Raw genomic sequence first — 15,959 nt, 5'->3', positions numbered from 1 at the left:
ATCATCCTGCCGAGGACGCACCGTGCCCGCACACCACGCCATCTCCCCCGACACGCTCGCCCGGCGCGTCGCGCTGCCCGGCGCCCCGGCGATCCTCGACCTGCGCGACGCGCCCGCCGCGACTCTCCCCGGCGGGCGCGTGCTCGGCGTCGCGACGCGACCGACCGCGCCGGCCGGGCGTGCGGTCGTGGTGGTGGACGAGGCGGGCGGTGCCCCCGCGGCCGCGGCGGTCGCGCTGCTGCGGAGCGACGGCGTCCGCGCCGAGCGGCTGGAGGGCGGCTTCGCGGCCTGGGCGAGCGCGGGATGGCCAACGGTGGCGCTGGCGCATCTGCCGCCGCGCCACGACGACGGCCGCACGTGGTGGGTCACGCGCGCGCGACCCAAGGTGGACCGGATCGCCTGCCCCTGGCTGATCCGCCGCTTCATCGATCCGGACGCGCGCTTCCTCTACGTCGCGCCGGGCGAGGTGCTGGCGGTCGCGGCGGCCGAGCGTGCCGAGCCGTTCGACGTCGCGGGCGAGGGCGTGGTGTGGACGCACCGCGGCGAGCGCTGCAGCTTCGACGCGCTGGTCGACGGCTTCGGACTCGCCGGTCACGCCCCGCTCGCGCGCTTGGCCGCGATCGTGCGGGGTGCCGACACCGACCGGCTCGACCTCGCGCCGGAAGCGGCGGGGCTGCTCGCGCTGTCGCTCGGCCTGTCGCGGCTCCACGACGACGACCACGCGCAGCTCGAGGCGGGGCTGACGCTCTACGACGCGCTGTATCGCTGGTGCCGCGACGCGCAGGGCGAGCGCCACGACGCGCGCTCGCACCGGCCCGCGTCCGCCACGGTGACCGCGTGAGCGCGCGCGTCCCCGCCGCGCCGGGCCGGCCCGAGCCGGTGACGCTGCGCGCCGCGACCCGCGTGTGGTGGCGCATCGCGCTGCTCTCCTTCGGTGGCCCGGCCGGGCAGATCGCGGTGATGCACCGCATCCTGGTCGACGAGCAGCGCTGGATCGGCGAGCAACGCTTCCTCCACGCGCTCAACTATTGCATGCTGCTGCCCGGCCCCGAGGCGCAGCAGCTCGCCACCTATATCGGCTGGCTGATGCACCGCACGCGCGGCGGCATCGTCGCTGGCGTGCTGTTCGTGCTGCCCGGCGCGGCGGCGATCATGGCGCTGAGCTGGGTCTATGTCCTCTACGGCCGTGTCGGCATCGTCGCTGCGCTGTTCGACGGGCTCAAGGCCGCGGTGCTCGCGGTGGTGCTGCAGGCGGTGGCGCGGATCGGCGCGCGCGCGCTGCGCAGCACGCCGGCGCGGCTGCTCGCCGCGCTCGCCTTCGTGCTGATCTTCTTCCTCGGCGCGCCGTTCCCGCTGATCGTGCTGGGCGCCGGCGTGATCGGCTGGTGGTCGGCGCGGCGCGGCGGCACCGCCTTCCGTCCCGGCGGCCACGGTGGATCAGGCGGCGCGGGCGTGGCCGACGCCGACACGCTGCTGGGCGAGGACCTGCCCGCGCACGCGCGGCCGGGCTGGCGCGCGACGCTGCGGACCACGTTGCTGTGGCTCGCTCTGTGGCTGGTGCCGGTGGTGGCGCTGCGCGTCGCGCTCGGCCCCGACGACGTGTTCGCGCGCATCGCCACCTTCTTCGCGACGATGGCGACGGTGACCTTCGGCGGCGCCTATGCGGTGCTCGCCTATGTCGCGCAGCAGGCGGTCGATCAGTACGGCTGGCTGGCCCCGCGCGAGATGCTCGACGGGCTCGGCCTCGCCGAGACCACCCCCGGGCCGCTGATCATGGTGCTCCAGTTCGTCGGCTTCCTCGCCGCCTATCGCGACCCCGGCGGGATGGCGCCGCTGCTCGCCGCGACGTTGGGCGGGCTGCTCGCCACCTGGGTGACGTTCGCGCCGTGCTTCCTGTGGATCTTCCTCGGCGCGCCCTTCATCGAGCGGCTGCGCGGCAACGCCGCGGTGGGCGGCGCGCTGGCGGCGATCACCGCCGCGGTGGTCGGGGTCGTGCTCAACCTCGCCTTGTGGTTCGCGCTGCACACCTTGTTCCGCGCCACCGTGGCGGTGCACGCGGGGCCGTTCCGCTTCGACGCGCCGGTGCTCGCGGCCCTCGACCCGTACGCGCTGGCGTTGGCGCTCGCCGCCGCTGTCGCGCTGTTCCGCACGCGCGCGGGCGTCATCGCGACGCTGCTGGCGAGCGCGCTCGGCGGCCTCGCGCTTCACCTTGCCGGAGCAATGCCATGAGATCCTCGCCACTTCTCCACGCCGCGCTCGCGGGTGCGATCGGGCTCGCCGCCGCCACGCCCGCGCGCGCCGAGGACGACGCCCAGGCCTGGGCCGCGGTGATCGCCTCGGGGCCGGTGCGCGGCGACCTGTTCCTCTGGCTCGAGGGACAGGCGCGCGCCACCGACGAGGTGGGCGGTGGCAGCCAGCTGATCCTGCGCCCCGCGATCGGCGCGCGGATCGGGCGCGACGCGCACGCGGTGGCGGGCTACGCCTTCGTCCGCACCGACCCGGCGCGGGGCACGCTCAGCCGCGAGCACCGGCCGTGGCAGCAGGTGCAGTTCGCGCCGGTCCGCCACCGTGACGGCACGCCGCTGCTGATCAGCCGCACCCGGCTGGAGCAGCGCATGGTCGAGGGACGCGACGGCACCAGCTGGCGGCTGCGCCAGTTCGTCCGGCTGCAGCTGCCGGTGCGCGGCGGCAGCCCGGTGCAGCTGGTCGGCACCACCGAGGGCTTCGTCAACCTCAACGCGACCCGCTGGGGCGTGCGCGACGGCGTCGACCAGTGGCGCACCTTCGTCGGCGTGGGCTTCCCGGTGCTGCCACGCGCGCGGCTCGAGCCCGGCTATCTCAACCAGCGGATCGTCCGGACGGGCGAGGACCGCGTCAACCATGTGCTGAGCGCGACCTTGTTCGTCCGGCTGTGATCGCGGTCGGCGCGCAAGAGGCCTCTGGCGCGGTGCGCGCGCCGGTGCGACAAGCGGCGTCAGGATAGAGGAGAGGTCAGCGATGCGGCGGATCATCGACACCATCGCCGTGGCCGCCGCGGGCGCGCTGCTGGTCGGCGCCAGCCCGCCGGGCACGACCGAGGTGGCGAGCGGCGCGGCGGTGCGCGCGCAGGTCGCGGCGATGCTCGCCGAGATGCGCCCCGACCAGGGTTTCCTGTGGCGCCCGCTGGTGCGCGACGGCGCGCGCGTCGCCGCGATCGAGGTGTGGAAGAAGCCCGGCCGTCCCGCGGTGCACCCGGCCGAGGCGGAATATGCGACGGTGCTGGAGGGCGCGGGCACGCTGGTATCGGGCGGCACGCTCGTCGCGCCGGTCACGCGCCCCAACGGCATGATCGAGGGCGAGCGGATCGCGGGCGGCACCACGCGCGCGCTCGCGCCGGGCGACGTGCTGCTGATCCCCGCGGGCGTGCCGCACTGGTTCGGGATCACGGGCGATCATCTGGTGCTGCTCGGCACCAAGTTGCCGGCGGAGCGCTAGCCGCGTCGCGTCGTCACCCGCCCCTTGCGCCGCGTCGCGCCGGGCGGCACGGGGCGGCGATGCACGCCGACACCGACCTGGAGACCGCGCTGCTCGGCCCGCTGGTGGCGGAGCGGACGTGCGGCGACTGCACCGTCTGCTGTACCGTGCTCAACGTCGCCTCGCCCGACTTCAGCAAGCCGGCCGACACGCCCTGCGCGCATCTCGGCGCGCGCGGCTGCACCATCCACGCGGTACGCCCGCGCATCTGCCGCGACTGGTATTGCGGCTGGCGGCGCGTCGCCGCCATGCCGGACGCGGCACGGCCCGACCGCTCCGGGCTGCTCGTCTCGCTCGGCTTCGAGCGCGCGCCGCGCAACTGCCTCGAGGGGGTCGCGATCACGGTGCGACGGCTCGAGGGCAGCAGCGCGATCGAGGACGGCACCGCCGCCGCGGTGCTCGATGCCCTGTGCGACCGCCTCGTCCCCGTCTGGTTCAGCGACGGTGCGCGCAAGATGCTGATGCACCCGGAGGCCGAGGTCGCCGGCCACGTGCTCGCCGGCACGCCCCCGCCTGCGCCGCTCGCCGCTGAGGTGGCGGCGTGGCGCGCGCGCTACGCCGCGTTCGCGGCGCCGCCGCCGGCCGAGGCGCCCTAGCCGCCGAAGACTGGTCGGCATGTCGTTGTCCGAGTTGCAAATTTTCTCCTCACCCACGTTACTGATCGAGCCGATCGGGCGGTGTAGCGTGGCGCCATGCTGGAGCCGAGCCGCCCGATCACGCGTGACCCGCCGGGCATTCCCTGCGGTCGCGCGCGCCGGTGCGGGGAGCGATGAGCGCCCCGGTCACGCTGTCGCCCGCGCAGGTGGTGCTGGTCCGCGCCAGCTACGCCGCCATCACGCGGATGGAGCAGGATTATTCGGCGCGCTTCTATCACCGGCTGCTGGAGCGTCATCCCTTCACCCGCGCGCTGTTCCCCGACGACCTGACGCGCCAGATCAGCGTGTTCCGCCTCACCGTTGACGCGCTGATCGCGCAGCTCGACCAGCCCGAGGCCCAACCCGGGGCGGCGCGCGCGGCGCTGGCGGCGCTCGGCCAGCGCCACGTCGGCTACGGCGTGCTGACGCACCATTACGCCTATGTCGGCGAGGTGCTGCTCGACACTTTCGCCGAGATGGCGGGCGACCGCTTCGACACCGCGACCCGCGCCGCCTGGGAGACGCTCTACGCCGGCGTGGCGGAGGCGATGCTCGACCCGCCCGCCCCCGCGGCCGAGCGCGTGCCTTGACGGTGGCGACCGGCGTGCCGACCTACGTCGTCGACAGGAGATAGCGGATGGTCGAGGCTCGGTGGAACGGCGCGCTGATCGCGCGCAGCGACGACACCGTCGTGGTGGAAGGAAACCACTATTTCCCGGCCGAGGCGGTCGACGCCGCGCTGCTGCGCCCGAGCGACACGACCTCGATCTGCCCGTGGAAGGGCGTCGCGCATTACCACAGCCTCAGCGTCGACGGCGCCGACAATATCGACGCCGCCTGGTATTACCCCGACCCGAAACCCGAGGCGGCGGCGATCCGTGGGCGCATCGCCTTCTGGAAGGGCGTGACGATCGGCTGACGCGCGACCCCGCCGCGGCGGGCGGCATCGCGCCGGCACCCGCGGCGGCGCCGCGCGCAGGGGGCGACGACGGGCGCAGGCGTCGCGCCCCCCGAAGCTTCCTCGTGCGTTGGCGGCGCATGAGCCACCACCATGACCGCTATGCCTATCGCCCGATCGTCGATCGCCCCGTCTACGACTGGCCCGGCGGCCGCCGGCTCGCGATCTATCTGGGCGTCAACCACGAGGTGTTCCGCTTCGGCAAGGGTCTGGGCGCGCAGCTCGCCCCCGCGCACGGCGAGCCCGACGTGCTCAACTACGCCTGGCGCGACTATGGCAATCGCGTCGGGGCGTGGCGTCTGTTCGAGCTGTTCGATCGACTGGAGCTGCGCACCACCGCGCTGCTCAACGCCGAGGTGCTCGATCGCTGCCCCGGCCTCGCCGAGGCCTGCCGTGACCGCGGCGACGAGATCGCGGCGCACGGTGCCAGCAACGCGCAGGCGCAGGGCGAGATGGGGCGGCGTGGCGAGGCGTCGATGATCGCGCGGGTGACCGAGCGGCTGGCCGCGCTCGGCGTGACCCCGACCGGATGGCTCGGCCCGTGGATCTCGGAGAGCGAGCGCACCCCCGACCTGCTCGCGCGCCACGGCTATCGCTACGTGCTCGACTGGGCGCACGACGACCAGCCGACGCGGCTCTCGACCCGCCACGGCGGGCTGCTCTCCATCCCTTACTCGCAGGAGGTCAACGACATCCCCGCGATCGTCGCGCGCCACCAGGAGGCAGAGACCTTCGCCGCGATGATCCGCGCCGCGGTGACGCAGCTGCTCTCCGAGTGCGACCGCCGCCCGCTGGTGCTCGGCATCGCGCTCCACCCGTACATCATGGGGCAGCCACACCGCACACCCGCGCTCGCGCGCGTGCTGACCGAGCTGCGCGAGGCCGACGACCCGCGCATCTGGTGGACCACCGCGGGCGCGATCGCCGCGCACGTCGAGGCGAACGACCTCGCAGCGTGAACGCGTCCTCGGCGTCGAGCGGCGCGCCCGACGGAACTAGGCCGCTGTCGGCACACGATGATTCAGGTTGAGTGGGCGTTAACTAAGCGTAGCATCATCGGTGCCCGATCATCGGGCGGGAGGATGGGTCCGATGCGTTCGCTCTCTTTCGTCGTCGCTGCCGCCGCACTGCTCGCGGGCACCACGCCCGCGCTCGCCGCGGCGTGCAAGGATCCCAAGACCGGCAAGTTCGTCAAATGCGCCACCGCCCCGGCCAAGGCGACCAAGTGCAAGAACGCCAAGGGCCAGTTCGCCAAATGCGGCACGCCCGGCGCCAAGCCGGCCTGAGGGCAGCGGCGGCCGGCGGGCCGCGCCACCCGACCGACCCGGCATTTCGACGTAAACTACGGAATGTTAAGGTAAGGAGCTCAGCCCTATCCCATAGCGGATAGGAGAGAGATGATCGAGGTCGCCGCCCGAGTCTATCGCACGCGTCGCGCCGGTGAGCGGTACGACACGGACGCGCCGTCGACGCTGCGCGGCGCGTCGCAGGTGCCGCTCGACGTGGTGGTCGACCAGATCTCGCTCTCGGGCTGCCATATCCTCACCCCCGAGGAGGTGAGCGTCGGCGAGCTGATCTCGCTCGGCATCGCGGGGCTGGGGCGGGTCGAGGCGCTGGTGGTACGCCGCACCCGCACCGGCTACGGCTGCGCCTTCATCAGCCACGTGCCCCCCAGCCTGCTCGCGCGCGTCGGCGAGGACACGCCGGTGGTGGCGCTGTCCGACGACCGGCCGCTCCACGTCTTCGACGCGGACGCCGACGTGCCCGACGTCGAGAAGCTGCCGATCCGCACGCGCTTCCTGCTGATCGCCGGCTTCTGCGCGCTGAGCTGGATCGCCATCATCACCTTCATCGCCGCGATCTGAGGCGGGCGCGACGCGCCTATAAGAGAGAGCGACGCGATCGGGACGAGGCGGTGGGGCGAGGGTCGGGGATCGGCAGGCGAGCCAGCGGCGGTCCTTCCCGCACGCTGCGCTGCGCCGTCGCGCTGGCGTTCGCCGCGCCCGCCAGCGCGCAGCCCGGCGACTCGCGCATCCAGTCGATCGCCTATCGCGACGATCAGGTCGTCCGCCTTCGCGCCGCGCCGGGTTATCAGGTGACGATCGAGCTCGCCTCCGACGAGCGGATCGGCAACCATCGCGCTGGGCGACGGCGCGGCCTGGCAGGTGACCGCGAACAAGGCGGGCAACCTGCTGTTCGTGAAGCCGCTCCAGCTGAACGCGCCGACCAACATGACGGTGGCGACCGACGTGCGGCGCTATCAGTTCGAGCTCGTCGGCGTGGCGGAGCCCGGCGGTGACCTGCCCTCCGCGATCCGCTTCCGCTACCCGGCCGGGCCGGGCGCCGGCGCGCTGCCGGGCGGCAGCGTCGCGGCGACGGGACCGATGATCGCGGACTATCGGCTGAGCGGCCAGCGCGCGCTCTATCCCGCGGCGATCAGCGACGACGGCACCCGCACCTTCATCGAATGGCCCGCGGACGGGCCGCTGCCCGCGGTCTATCGTCGCGACCGCGGCACCGAGACGCTGCTCAACGGCAACATGCGCGGCAAGTTCTTCGTTCTGGACGAAGTGGTCGGCGAGCTGGTCTTCCGGCTCGACCGGCAGCGCGCGTGCGCCGAGCGGCTGCCGCCCGCCGCCGCTCCCTCCGGCCCGGAGCGACGGTGATCGTCACCCCGCCGCTGGCTGACCCGGCCGCGGGCGCGCCGCTGGCGGACGCGGCCGCGTGGGTCGTCGCGGCCGCGACCGGCGAGCTCGCCACCGGCGCGGCGACGCTGGCGGTCGCGGGGCTCGGGCTGCTGCTGCTGCAAGGGCGGCTGCCGCTGCGTCGCGCGGGACGCGCGCTGCTCGGCTGCTTCCTGATCTTCGGTGCCGGTCCGGTGGCGGCGGGGCTGCTGCACGCCGCCGCGGCGACGTCCGAGCGCGAGGCGGTCGCAGACCTCCCGGCCGCACCGCCCCCGCGCCTCGCCGCGCCCGCACAGCCCGAGGAATATGACCCCTATGCCGGCGCCGCGGTGCCGGTGCGGTGAGGCGCGACAGCGACGAACAGCACATGCCCCATGCGACACATGGTGGGCCTGTCGATCGGTCTGCTGGCGCCGGCGTGGACGCGCGGTGCTCATCTACACGACCGAGCCGGTGAATATCGCCGCATCGGCTATGTCGACCTGCGCTGACCGCGGCTCGGCTTACCCCCGCACGTACCTGAAATACCAGACCTCATGCCCCTGGCGCCGCGCCTTGCGCTCGTAGCGCGTCTCGGGCCAGTCGGCCGGGCGCTCGAGGAAATCGGCGGGAGTCGTCGCGGTCCAGGTGAAGTCGCGGCGCTGGTCCATGATCATCATCGCCCAGCGGCAGTAGGTCGGATCGTCGGTGCCGAGGCGGAACTCCGCCCCCGGCTTGAGCTTGCGCGCGATCAGGTCGAGCGGGCCGTGGTTCATCATCCGCCGCTTGGCGTGGCGCGCCTTGGGCCAGGGATCGGGGTGGAGCAGATAGACCCGATCGAGCGACTCGTCGGGCAGCCGCTCCACCGCCTCGAGCGCGTCGCCCATGTGGATCCGCACGTTGCCGAGCGCGCGGTCGCGCACGTGGCCGAGCGCGCCGACCACGCCGTTGAGGAAGGGCTCGCAGCCGATGAAGCCGGTGCCCGGCGCCGCCGCCGCCTGCGCGGCGAGATGCTCGCCCGCGCCGAAGCCGATCTCGAGCTGGAGCGGGCGGTCGTCGCCGAACAGTACGCGCGAGTCGAGCGCGCCGCTCTCGGGCAGCGCCAGCCGGGGCAGCAGTTCTTCCACCAGCGCGGCCTGGCCGGCGCGCAGCGCATGGCCCTGGCGGCGGCCGTAGAGGCGTCGGATCGTTGTGGGATCGTTCATGCAGCGCCGCCTATCGCCTCGCGCGCCAAAACGAAACGCGGGAAACGGAGATCGACGATGCGAGCGTGGGTGATCGGCGCGATGACGGCAGGGATCACGGCGGGCGCGGTGGCGCTGCCGGCGGCGGGCGTGGCGCAGCTGCGCGCGCTCGGCGCGGTGTCGATGCAGCGGGTCGACGGCGCGTGGAAGCCCGCCGCCTTCCTGTGCGACTCGACCGACCGCGACTGGGCGATCGCGATGTCTCCGCCCGACCGCGACGGCCAGGTGACGCTCACCAGCTACGCCAAGCCCGGACTGGCGACGCATCGCGCGACGGTGCGCGTCGGCCAGGGCGACGCGGGCATGGGGCACGTCTGGTACACGCTGACCAACGCCGCGGGGCGCGAGGTCGGCGCGGTCGAGACGGTCAGCCCGCAGATGGTCGAGCCCGGCGCGACCACGCCGACGGTGGTGTCGCTGCGCTACGGCCCGACCACCAGCCAGTGCCGCTTCGCCGCGCAGACGCGCGTGCTGGGGGTCACTGCCAAGCGCTCGATCCAGGTCACCGGCGACGCGCGCGGCGGCTATCGCTATTCCAGCTACAACCACGATGCCGAGCTCGGCGCGGTCGACGTGCCCTGGGGCGGCCGCGGCACGCGCGCCTCGCTGACGATCGACGGCGGTCGCGTGATCGATAGCGCGCGCGAGCGACGCACCTACCAGTTCGAGCGCGACGGCTTCGTCTATCGCGTGATCGCCTCGCTCGAGCCGGCGCAGGGCGGCGGCGCGGTGCAGGTGTGGCGCGACGGGCGGCTGCTGCTGGAGGAGCCGTTCGCGGCCTATACCGCGGCGGGGTGAGCGGCGCCGCCACGCGACACTGGTCTGGCTCCGCGAAGCGTCAGGCTGAACCCGGTCCGGCATCCACCGGCCCGCCCGCGCCGGTGCCCGGGCGAACGCGGCACGATGGGGCCTCGGGCCGATTACAGGATGGCGGCCAGTAGGTTGGGGGGCGTCGATGCCCGTCGGGACGACGGGGGGAGGCGGGCGCCATTCGGTGGGTCTCAGCGCCCGGGCGCGCGCCGCCCGAAGCTGCCCGGCGCGACGCGGCGTATCGGCGCCACCGCCGGCGGGAACTTCTCCAGCAGCCGCTGCACGCGATAGACCACTTCCTCGGGGTCGCACGGCTTCTTGAGATAGTCGTTGCAGCCGGCGAAATAGGCGAGCTGCACGTCCTGGTCGTTGCGCCGCCCGGTCAGCATCAGCACCGGCAGGTCGAACAATTGTGGCGACTTGCGCAGCTCCTGCAGCAGCAGCACGCCGCTCAGCTCGGGCATGCTGCAGTCGAGCACGACCAGATCGGGCCGGCGCGCCTTGATCGCGCGCAGCGCGTCGCGGCTGTCGGTCAGCGCGCCCGCGGTGTGACCGGCGGCGCGCAGTGCGTCGCACACCAGCTCGCCCCAGATGTCGTCGTCGTCGGCGACGATGATATGCGCCATGGTCCCGTGATCTCCGCGATGAGGCGCGGGATGCCATCAAATGGCGAACGGCCGGTTAACGATGCGGTGCGCCGCGGAGGCGTCGCCCTCAGGAGAGCAGTTTCGGCCCGTCCTTCTGAAGCTTCTCGCGCAGCGGCTCGGCGAACATGGCGAGCAGCCCGGGCAGCTCGAACACCGCGTGGACGTTATTGTCCGCCACGTCGAGCCGCACGCCGACGCGCTGCCCCATGCCCTCGACGGTGAAGTGGAGCGTGTCGCCGTCCCAGCGATGCTCGGTGACGTGGCCGCCGGGGACATAGCCGGCGAGCTTGCCGAACCCGCCCTCGATCCGCTGCTTGGCGCCGGCGCGGCCGAGCTGGTGCGGCAGATCGACCTCGACCGGGCGGCTCATGCCACCGCCTCCGGTACGCGCGCGGCGGTGGCGAAGAGCTGCGAGTCGTCGGCGAAGGCCTTGAACTCCAGCGCGTTGCCGCTGGGATCGCGGAAGAACATGGTGGCCTGCTCGCCCGCCTGGCCCTGGAAGCGGACGTGCGGCGCGATGCCGAAGCGCACTCCCGCCGCCTCGACGCGCGCGGCGAGCGCCTGCCAGTCCGCCATGGTCAGTACGATGCCGAAGTGCGGCACGGGCACGTCATGGCCGTCGACCGGGTTGGTCACCGCGACCGGCTGCGCGGCGGGATCGAGATGCGCGACGATCTGGTGGCCGCCGAAGTCGAAGTCGATCCAGGACTCGCTTGAGCGCCCCTCCGCGCAGCCCAGCACGCCGCCGTAGAAGGCGCGCGCTTCGGCGAGGTCGTGGACCGGGAAGGCGAGGTGAAAGGGGCGCAGCGTCATGGAATGGGTGTACCTCATGCGGCGCTGCCGGGGAAAGGGGCGAGCGAGTCGCGCGATTGGGCGCACTCGGCCTGCGGCCACATGCCCCTCACGTCACCAGCTTGCGCAGCGCCGCCAGCGTGTCGGCTTCGGCGGCGGGCTTGTCGGTGCGAATTCGCGCGATCCGCGGGAAGCGCATCGCCAGTCCGGACTTGTGCCGCTTCGACTCGTGGATCGAGTCGAACGCCACCTCCAGCACCAGCGACTTCTCCACCTCGCGCACCGGGCCGAAGCGGTTGAGCGTGTGCTGGCGCACGAAGCGGTCGAGCTGCGCGATCTCCTGGTCGGTGATGCCCTGATAGGCCTTGCCCACCGGCAGCAGCTCGCCCTCGTCGGTCCAGCAGCCGAAGGTATAGTCGCTGTACCAGCTCGAGCGCCGGCCGTTGCCGCGCTGCGCGTACATCATCACGCAGTCGGCGGTGAGCGGGTCACGCTTCCATTTGTACCACAGCCCGGCGCGGCGCCCCGCCACGTAAGGCGAGTCGCGGCGCTTGAGCATCACGCCCTCGATCGCGGCGTCGCGCGCGCCGGCGCGGATCCCCTCCAGCGCGGTGAAATCCTCCGCCGCGATCACGCTGCTGACGTCGAAGCGGGTCGGGTCGAGCCGCGCCGCGAACGCCTCCAGCCGCGCGCGCCGCTCGGTCCAGGGCAAAGCGCGCAGGTCCTCGGCGCCGTCGAACAGGATGTCATAGAGCCGGACGAAGGCGGGCGCCTCCTCCAGCATCTTGGCCGAGACCAGCTTGCGCCCGAGCCGCTGCTGCAGCGCGTTGAAGCTGCCCGCACCCTCGCCCTCGCTCTCGCCCAGCCGCGCGCCCTGCGCATCGCCGCGCACCATCAGCTCGCCGTCGACCACGCCGTAGGTCGCGAAGGCCGCGGCCACGTCGGGGAAGGCGGCGGTGACGTCGTCGCCGGTGCGGCTGTACAGCCGCGTCGCGCCCGCGACATGGACGAGCTGGACGCGGATGCCGTCCCACTTCCACTCCGCGGCATAATCGGCGAGGTCGACGCGCAGGTCCTCGAGCGGATGCGCCAGCATGAAGGGGCGGAACACCGGCACGTCCGCCGGGGTCGGCTGCTCGCCGGTGCCCTCGGCCCAGGCGAACAGGGTGGGGTAGGGCGGGGCGAGCCCGTGCCACACCTCCTCCACCGCCTCGACGTCGAGCCCGAACGCGTCGGCCAGCGCCTGTTTCGCGAGCCGCGCCGAGACACCGACGCGCAGCGCGCCGGTGGCCAGCTTGAGCAGCGCGAACCGCTCCTCGGCGTCGAGCCGGTCGAGCATGCCCGCGAGCGCGGCGGGCGCGTCCGAGCGCGACAGGTGCATGAGCCGGTCGACCACCGTGCCGACGGTCAGCGGCGTGACGTCGGTCGGCGGCACGTCCGGCACCGGCCAGAGCAGCGCCACCGTCTCGGCGGTGTCGCCGACATAGTCGCGGCTCATGCGGAACAGCACCGGGTCGACGCGCGACTCGATCAGCGCGCGGATCAGCGCCGGCTTGACCGCGGGCAGGTCGAGGTCGCCCGTCAGCGCCGCCATCGCCCAGCCGCGGTCGGGGTCGCGCGTGGCGCGGAGGTAATTGCCGATCAGCTTGAGCTTGGCGTTGCGCCCGCGGGTGTAGATCAGCGAGTCGAGGAGCGCGGCGAAGGCGTGCATGCGGTGCTAACGCTCCACTCGCCCGCGCGTCTCAGTCCAGCGTGTCCTTGACCTTCTTGCCCGCGGTGATGCCGAGCACGAGGAAGATCAGGAAGAGCGCCAGCGCGATGAAGAACAGGATCTTGGCGATCCCGACGAAGGCGCCGCCGATGCCGCCGAAGCCGAGCGCGCCGAGCAGCAGCCCGACGACGAGGAAGATCACGGCCAGTTTCAGCATCGCTCGGCTCCTTCTACGGTTAGTGCGGTCAGGCCTTGCGGCTGGCCTCGAACAGGAACCAGGCGCGTTCCTCGGCCTGGTCGGTCCAGTCGTCGACGATGCCGCTGGTGGCATTGTCCTTCGCCTCTTCGGCGGCTTCCTTGACGTCGCGGAAGCGCTGGACGAGCGTGAGATTGTCGTCGCGCAGCTCGGCCAGCATCTGCTCGGGCGCGACGAAATCGGCGTCATTGTCGCGGATCGAGCTCCGCCGCGCGATGTCGCCGATCGAGCGCAGCGTGGTGTTGCCGGTCTTGCGCACGCGCTCGGCGATCGCGTCGGTGGCGCCGAGGATCTGCGCCGCCTGATCGTCGAGCAGCAGGTGATAGTCGCGGAAGTGCGGCCCCGACACGTGCCAGTGGAAGTTCTTGGTTTTCAGATACAGCGCATAGCTGTCGGCCAGCGCAGCGTTGAGCGCGTCGGCGACGCTGCGGGTGTCGTTGCGCGCGAGGTCGGTGGGGGTATCGAGGGCGGGATTGGTATCGGCCACGGGCGGCTCCGTCGTTTCACTGATCGGGAGCGAAACGATGTGGGGCGCGATTGGGTCCGGTCAAGGCAAGGGAGGCAAGCTCCTCCCCTGCAAGGGGAGGGGGACCGCCGCGCGCAGCGCGGTGGTGGAGGGGGGCTGCCACAGTCGCTGCGCTGCGGGGAGATCCCCCTCCACCAGCCTTCAGCTGGTCCCCCTCCCCGCAAGCGGGGAGGATCTTGAGCGTTTACGCCGCCAGCCGCACCGCGCAGGCGGCGGCGAAGGCGCGCGAGGTCGCCTCGTCCTGCGCGCCGCTCGCCACCGCCTCGCCGAGCAGGCCGAGCCAGTCGTGGACCAGCACGCCGCGCTCGCCGCGGCCGATCGCGGTGCCGAGCGACTGTGCCACCGTCACCACCGGCAGCAGCCGGTGCTGCTCGGCGGCGACGCGGATGCCGTCGAGTTCGGGCGCGAGCCGCGCCGGCCCGGCGCGCCAGTCGATCGCGGCGATGCGCCGCGCCAGATGCGCCTTGATCGCGAGGATATCCATGTCGTCCATGCGCGTGATCCTGCTCGGGTGAGTCCCGATCCGCACACCCTGCGCCCGCGCCCCTTACCTTATGCTTAATGCCGCGCCGCACTTGACTCCGCGTGCCGCATGCGCCAAGCGCCCGCGTCTGACGCGGCGAGGCAAGCTTCGCCGCTTTCTTGTTTCATTCGCTTAGGAACCGGTCATGGCCAAGCCGACCACCGTCAAGATCAAGCTCGTCAGCTCGGCTGACACCGGCTTCTTCTACGTCACCAAGAAGAACCCGCGCACCAAGACCGAGAAGCTGAGCTTCAACAAGTACGACCCCGTCGTGCGCAAGCACGTCGCGTTCAAGGAAGCCAAGATCAAGTAAGCGTCGCGGGCGGCGCGGCCGTCCGTCGCCGGCTGATCGCGGGAGCCGCGGGCGTCAGGCCGGCGGCTCTTTTCGCGTGGGTGCCGCCTCGGGGTCGGGCCTCTGGGCCGATGCTCCTGCGTGCGCGGGAGCACCGGTTCGCGCGCGCTAGCGCTTGTCCCCGCTCGGCTCGGCGTCGATCGTCTGCGGCGGTCGCGGGTGCGTGCCGTGCTCCGGCGCGTCGGGGTCGGTCAGCAGTTCCTCGACCGTCTCTTCCACCGCGTCGTCGTGGTCCGGCTCGGGCATCGATCCTCTCCTCACTCGGCGGCGAGATTCTCGCCGCGCACCTGGTAGTAGCTGGCGACGCGATCGGCATAGGCCTGGTCGAACACCGGCGCATTATTGGCCCAGCTCGGCCCGCCCTCGAGCAGGCGGCGGTCGATCGTCACGACGTAACGGTCGCGCACCGGATCGAACTGCAGCAGCGCGAAGGGCAGGGGATAGAAGCTCTTGCCCATGCCGAGGAAGCCGCCGAGGCTGAGCACCGCGTGGGTCGCGCGCCCCGACGCCTTGTGCACCATGAAGGCATGGACCGCGCCGAGATGGTCGCCGTCGCGGCTGTCCACCTTCATCGTCTCCCCCAGATTCGACTGGACGAGGATCTGGGTCGGCGCGTCGTCGGCCATCGGTGACTCCATCAACAAACGTTATCAGTCGAGAACCGCCCGCGCCGCGCCGCGGTTCCGCGCGGTTGAGCGCGCCCGTCGCTTCCGGCATAGGCCCCGATCGTGCCTCGATACTTTTCCTCGCGCGCGCGCCTCGCGCCGCTCACCGCCATGCTGACGTTCGCCGCCGGCTGCGTGCCGCAGGTGACTCCGCCGCCGCCCGCGCCCGCGCCGACTCCTGCGCCCGCGCCGCCGCCTCCGCCGCCGGCCCCCGCGCCCGCGCCGCTCGCGGCGGAGTGGCAGGACTGGCCGCGCACGCCGGGGACGTGGCGCTACACGCGCGACGCCGCCGGCACGGTCGCCAGCTTCGGCACCGGCACGACCGCGGTCGCCACCGCGCGCTGCGACCGCGCCGCGCGCACGGTGACGCTGACCCGGGTCGGCGGCGTCGCCGCGCCGCTCACGGTGCGCACCAGCGCGACGACACGCACGTTGCCCGCGACCGCGGTGGCGGGCGGCGCGGGGGTGGCGCTCCAGGCGAGCGACCGGCTGCTCGACGCGATGGTGTTCAGCCGTGGCCGCTTCACGCTGGAGCAGCCGGGCAGCGCGCCGCTGGTGCTGCCGCCCTGGGCCGAGCTGGCGCGCGTGATCGAGGACTGCCGCGGGTGAGGGGCTGAGCGGTCACGTGCCTACGTGCATAGGGCTACCACCCACGGACGGATGG

The 15,959-nt window shown here is 72.9% G+C and carries 25 protein-coding genes; 15 read left to right on the top strand and 10 right to left on the bottom strand.

Features of this window, described 5'->3' with window-relative positions; genetic code table 11:
• Nucleotides 1–22: 22 nt before the first annotated feature.
• From FHY03_RS03950 to FHY03_RS03895, 12 genes are all read left to right on the top strand, one after another.
• Complete coding sequence (locus FHY03_RS03950) at nt 23–841, top strand: chromate resistance protein ChrB domain-containing protein (protein WP_183921943.1); 819 nt, start codon at nt 23–25, stop codon at nt 839–841.
• Nucleotides 838–2,229 (top strand): chromate efflux transporter, encoded by a 1,392-nt coding sequence (chrA, locus tag FHY03_RS03945; protein ID WP_311721299.1) that lies wholly within the window; start codon nt 838–840, stop codon nt 2,227–2,229. Before FHY03_RS03950 ends, chrA begins: the two co-directional genes overlap by 4 nt.
• Entirely contained in the window at nt 2,226–2,915 is a 690-nt protein-coding gene (locus FHY03_RS03940) for a DUF2490 domain-containing protein (RefSeq protein WP_183928849.1), read from the top strand. The genes chrA and FHY03_RS03940 overlap by 4 nt, the downstream gene beginning before the upstream one ends.
• Nucleotides 2,916–2,997: 82 nt before the next feature.
• Nucleotides 2,998–3,474 (top strand): cupin domain-containing protein, encoded by a 477-nt coding sequence (locus FHY03_RS03935; RefSeq protein WP_183921941.1) that lies wholly within the window; start codon nt 2,998–3,000, stop codon nt 3,472–3,474.
• Between the two features lie 59 nt (nt 3,475–3,533).
• A complete protein-coding gene (locus tag FHY03_RS03930; RefSeq protein ID WP_183921940.1) occupies nt 3,534–4,109 on the top strand; it encodes a YkgJ family cysteine cluster protein in 576 nt (191 codons plus the stop codon).
• A gap of 173 nt (nt 4,110–4,282) precedes the next feature.
• The gene (locus FHY03_RS03925; RefSeq protein ID WP_183921939.1) at nt 4,283–4,738 is read left to right on the top strand and encodes a globin domain-containing protein; all 456 of its coding nucleotides are present in this window, start codon (nt 4,283–4,285) and stop codon (nt 4,736–4,738) included.
• A 47-nt stretch (nt 4,739–4,785) separates the two neighbouring features.
• Nucleotides 4,786–5,067 (top strand): DUF427 domain-containing protein, encoded by a 282-nt coding sequence (locus tag FHY03_RS03920; protein ID WP_183921938.1) that lies wholly within the window; start codon nt 4,786–4,788, stop codon nt 5,065–5,067.
• A gap of 119 nt (nt 5,068–5,186) precedes the next feature.
• Nucleotides 5,187–6,065, top strand: coding sequence for a polysaccharide deacetylase family protein (locus tag FHY03_RS03915; protein ID WP_183928847.1), 879 nt, complete (start codon nt 5,187–5,189; stop codon nt 6,063–6,065).
• Between the two features lie 132 nt (nt 6,066–6,197).
• Nucleotides 6,198–6,392: a hypothetical protein gene (locus FHY03_RS03910; RefSeq protein ID WP_183928845.1), complete on the top strand. Its 195-nt coding sequence runs from the start codon at nt 6,198–6,200 to the stop codon at nt 6,390–6,392.
• A 111-nt stretch (nt 6,393–6,503) separates the two neighbouring features.
• Nucleotides 6,504–6,971 (top strand): PilZ domain-containing protein, encoded by a 468-nt coding sequence (locus tag FHY03_RS03905; protein WP_183921935.1) that lies wholly within the window; start codon nt 6,504–6,506, stop codon nt 6,969–6,971.
• Between the two features lie 270 nt (nt 6,972–7,241).
• Nucleotides 7,242–7,772: a TrbG/VirB9 family P-type conjugative transfer protein gene (locus FHY03_RS03900; RefSeq protein ID WP_311721312.1), complete on the top strand. Its 531-nt coding sequence runs from the start codon at nt 7,242–7,244 to the stop codon at nt 7,770–7,772.
• Nucleotides 7,769–8,134: a TrbC/VirB2 family protein gene (locus FHY03_RS03895; protein WP_183928841.1), complete on the top strand. Its 366-nt coding sequence runs from the start codon at nt 7,769–7,771 to the stop codon at nt 8,132–8,134. The genes FHY03_RS03900 and FHY03_RS03895 overlap by 4 nt, the downstream gene beginning before the upstream one ends.
• A 159-nt stretch (nt 8,135–8,293) precedes the next feature.
• Here the strand turns inward: FHY03_RS03895 and FHY03_RS03890 are convergent, their stop codons facing one another.
• Nucleotides 8,294–8,974 carry a tRNA (guanosine(46)-N(7))-methyltransferase TrmB gene (locus tag FHY03_RS03890; RefSeq protein ID WP_183921932.1) on the bottom strand — a complete coding sequence of 227 codons (681 nt, stop codon included), beginning with the start codon at nt 8,972–8,974 and terminating at the stop codon, nt 8,294–8,296.
• 57 nt (nt 8,975–9,031) lie between these two features.
• On the opposite strand from FHY03_RS03890, the gene FHY03_RS03885 reads away from it, so the two are divergent.
• The gene (locus FHY03_RS03885; RefSeq protein ID WP_183921931.1) at nt 9,032–9,811 is read left to right on the top strand and encodes a hypothetical protein; all 780 of its coding nucleotides are present in this window, start codon (nt 9,032–9,034) and stop codon (nt 9,809–9,811) included.
• A 203-nt stretch (nt 9,812–10,014) separates the two neighbouring features.
• Here FHY03_RS03885 and FHY03_RS03880 read toward each other — a convergent pair whose 3' ends face one another.
• The 7 genes from FHY03_RS03880 to FHY03_RS03850 form a co-directional block, all read right to left on the bottom strand.
• Nucleotides 10,015–10,449 (bottom strand): response regulator transcription factor, encoded by a 435-nt coding sequence (locus FHY03_RS03880; RefSeq protein ID WP_183921930.1) that lies wholly within the window; start codon nt 10,447–10,449, stop codon nt 10,015–10,017.
• A gap of 88 nt (nt 10,450–10,537) precedes the next feature.
• On the bottom strand, nt 10,538–10,840 hold the full coding sequence (locus FHY03_RS03875) for a polyhydroxyalkanoic acid system family protein (RefSeq protein WP_183921929.1): 303 nt from the start codon (nt 10,838–10,840) through the stop codon (nt 10,538–10,540).
• Nucleotides 10,837–11,283, bottom strand: a complete 447-nt coding sequence (locus tag FHY03_RS03870) for a VOC family protein (protein WP_183921928.1) — start codon at nt 11,281–11,283, stop codon at nt 10,837–10,839. Before FHY03_RS03870 ends, FHY03_RS03875 begins: the two co-directional genes overlap by 4 nt.
• Before the next feature lie 88 nt (nt 11,284–11,371).
• Entirely contained in the window at nt 11,372–12,973 is a 1,602-nt protein-coding gene (locus FHY03_RS03865) for a cisplatin damage response ATP-dependent DNA ligase (RefSeq protein ID WP_183928839.1), read from the bottom strand.
• 31 nt (nt 12,974–13,004) lie between these two features.
• Nucleotides 13,005–13,190, bottom strand: a complete 186-nt coding sequence (locus FHY03_RS03860; RefSeq protein WP_183921926.1) for a DUF1328 family protein — start codon at nt 13,188–13,190, stop codon at nt 13,005–13,007.
• A 28-nt stretch (nt 13,191–13,218) separates the two neighbouring features.
• Nucleotides 13,219–13,716 carry a Dps family protein gene (locus tag FHY03_RS03855; RefSeq protein WP_183921925.1) on the bottom strand — a complete coding sequence of 166 codons (498 nt, stop codon included), beginning with the start codon at nt 13,714–13,716 and terminating at the stop codon, nt 13,219–13,221.
• Between the two features lie 223 nt (nt 13,717–13,939).
• Complete coding sequence (locus FHY03_RS03850; RefSeq protein ID WP_183921924.1) at nt 13,940–14,248, bottom strand: hypothetical protein; 309 nt, start codon at nt 14,246–14,248, stop codon at nt 13,940–13,942.
• Nucleotides 14,249–14,423: 175 nt separating this feature from the next.
• On the opposite strand from FHY03_RS03850, the gene rpmG reads away from it, so the two are divergent.
• A complete protein-coding gene (rpmG, locus tag FHY03_RS03845) occupies nt 14,424–14,591 on the top strand; it encodes a 50S ribosomal protein L33 (RefSeq protein ID WP_022687989.1) in 168 nt (55 codons plus the stop codon).
• Nucleotides 14,592–14,738: 147 nt separating this feature from the next.
• Here rpmG and FHY03_RS03840 read toward each other — a convergent pair whose 3' ends face one another.
• Nucleotides 14,739–14,876 carry a hypothetical protein gene (locus FHY03_RS03840; RefSeq protein ID WP_183921923.1) on the bottom strand — a complete coding sequence of 46 codons (138 nt, stop codon included), beginning with the start codon at nt 14,874–14,876 and terminating at the stop codon, nt 14,739–14,741.
• Between the two features lie 11 nt (nt 14,877–14,887).
• Complete coding sequence (locus FHY03_RS03835) at nt 14,888–15,256, bottom strand: PRC-barrel domain-containing protein (RefSeq protein ID WP_183921922.1); 369 nt, start codon at nt 15,254–15,256, stop codon at nt 14,888–14,890.
• A gap of 102 nt (nt 15,257–15,358) precedes the next feature.
• Between FHY03_RS03835 and FHY03_RS03830 the strand changes: the two genes are divergently transcribed.
• On the top strand, nt 15,359–15,904 hold the full coding sequence (locus FHY03_RS03830; RefSeq protein WP_311721298.1) for a hypothetical protein: 546 nt from the start codon (nt 15,359–15,361) through the stop codon (nt 15,902–15,904).
• Nucleotides 15,905–15,959: the final 55 nt, after the last annotated feature.

Source organism: Sphingomonas sp. BK345 (assembly GCF_014193845.1).
Lineage (GTDB): Bacteria > Pseudomonadota > Alphaproteobacteria > Sphingomonadales > Sphingomonadaceae > Sphingomonas.
The sequence above is the reverse complement of the archived record's forward strand: the minus strand, read 5'-3'. Positions and strand labels throughout refer to the sequence as shown.

What these genes read in the sequence shown, in the direction of transcription:
- FHY03_RS03865 (WP_183928839.1), bottom strand. Translation starts at nt 12,973, where the DNA reads ATGCACGCCTTCGCCGCGCTCCTCGACTCGCTGATCTACACCCGCGGG.
- FHY03_RS03835 (WP_183921922.1), bottom strand. Translation starts at nt 15,256, where the DNA reads ATGGCCGACGACGCGCCGACCCAGATCCTCGTCCAGTCGAATCTGGGG.
- FHY03_RS03850 (WP_183921924.1), bottom strand. Translation starts at nt 14,248, where the DNA reads ATGGACGACATGGATATCCTCGCGATCAAGGCGCATCTGGCGCGGCGC.
- FHY03_RS03910 (WP_183928845.1), top strand. Translation starts at nt 6,198, where the DNA reads ATGCGTTCGCTCTCTTTCGTCGTCGCTGCCGCCGCACTGCTCGCGGGC.
- FHY03_RS03905 (WP_183921935.1), top strand. Translation starts at nt 6,504, where the DNA reads ATGATCGAGGTCGCCGCCCGAGTCTATCGCACGCGTCGCGCCGGTGAG.
- FHY03_RS03925 (WP_183921939.1), top strand. Translation starts at nt 4,283, where the DNA reads ATGAGCGCCCCGGTCACGCTGTCGCCCGCGCAGGTGGTGCTGGTCCGC.
- FHY03_RS03940 (WP_183928849.1), top strand. Translation starts at nt 2,226, where the DNA reads ATGAGATCCTCGCCACTTCTCCACGCCGCGCTCGCGGGTGCGATCGGG.
- FHY03_RS03880 (WP_183921930.1), bottom strand. Translation starts at nt 10,449, where the DNA reads ATGGCGCATATCATCGTCGCCGACGACGACGACATCTGGGGCGAGCTG.
- rpmG (WP_022687989.1), top strand. Translation starts at nt 14,424, where the DNA reads ATGGCCAAGCCGACCACCGTCAAGATCAAGCTCGTCAGCTCGGCTGAC.
- FHY03_RS03915 (WP_183928847.1), top strand. Translation starts at nt 5,187, where the DNA reads ATGAGCCACCACCATGACCGCTATGCCTATCGCCCGATCGTCGATCGC.
- FHY03_RS03930 (WP_183921940.1), top strand. Translation starts at nt 3,534, where the DNA reads ATGCACGCCGACACCGACCTGGAGACCGCGCTGCTCGGCCCGCTGGTG.
- FHY03_RS03860 (WP_183921926.1), bottom strand. Translation starts at nt 13,190, where the DNA reads ATGCTGAAACTGGCCGTGATCTTCCTCGTCGTCGGGCTGCTGCTCGGC.
- FHY03_RS03875 (WP_183921929.1), bottom strand. Translation starts at nt 10,840, where the DNA reads ATGAGCCGCCCGGTCGAGGTCGATCTGCCGCACCAGCTCGGCCGCGCC.
- FHY03_RS03840 (WP_183921923.1), bottom strand. Translation starts at nt 14,876, where the DNA reads ATGCCCGAGCCGGACCACGACGACGCGGTGGAAGAGACGGTCGAGGAA.
- FHY03_RS03935 (WP_183921941.1), top strand. Translation starts at nt 2,998, where the DNA reads ATGCGGCGGATCATCGACACCATCGCCGTGGCCGCCGCGGGCGCGCTG.
- FHY03_RS03885 (WP_183921931.1), top strand. Translation starts at nt 9,032, where the DNA reads ATGCGAGCGTGGGTGATCGGCGCGATGACGGCAGGGATCACGGCGGGC.
- FHY03_RS03890 (WP_183921932.1), bottom strand. Translation starts at nt 8,974, where the DNA reads ATGAACGATCCCACAACGATCCGACGCCTCTACGGCCGCCGCCAGGGC.
- FHY03_RS03870 (WP_183921928.1), bottom strand. Translation starts at nt 11,283, where the DNA reads ATGACGCTGCGCCCCTTTCACCTCGCCTTCCCGGTCCACGACCTCGCC.
- FHY03_RS03920 (WP_183921938.1), top strand. Translation starts at nt 4,786, where the DNA reads ATGGTCGAGGCTCGGTGGAACGGCGCGCTGATCGCGCGCAGCGACGAC.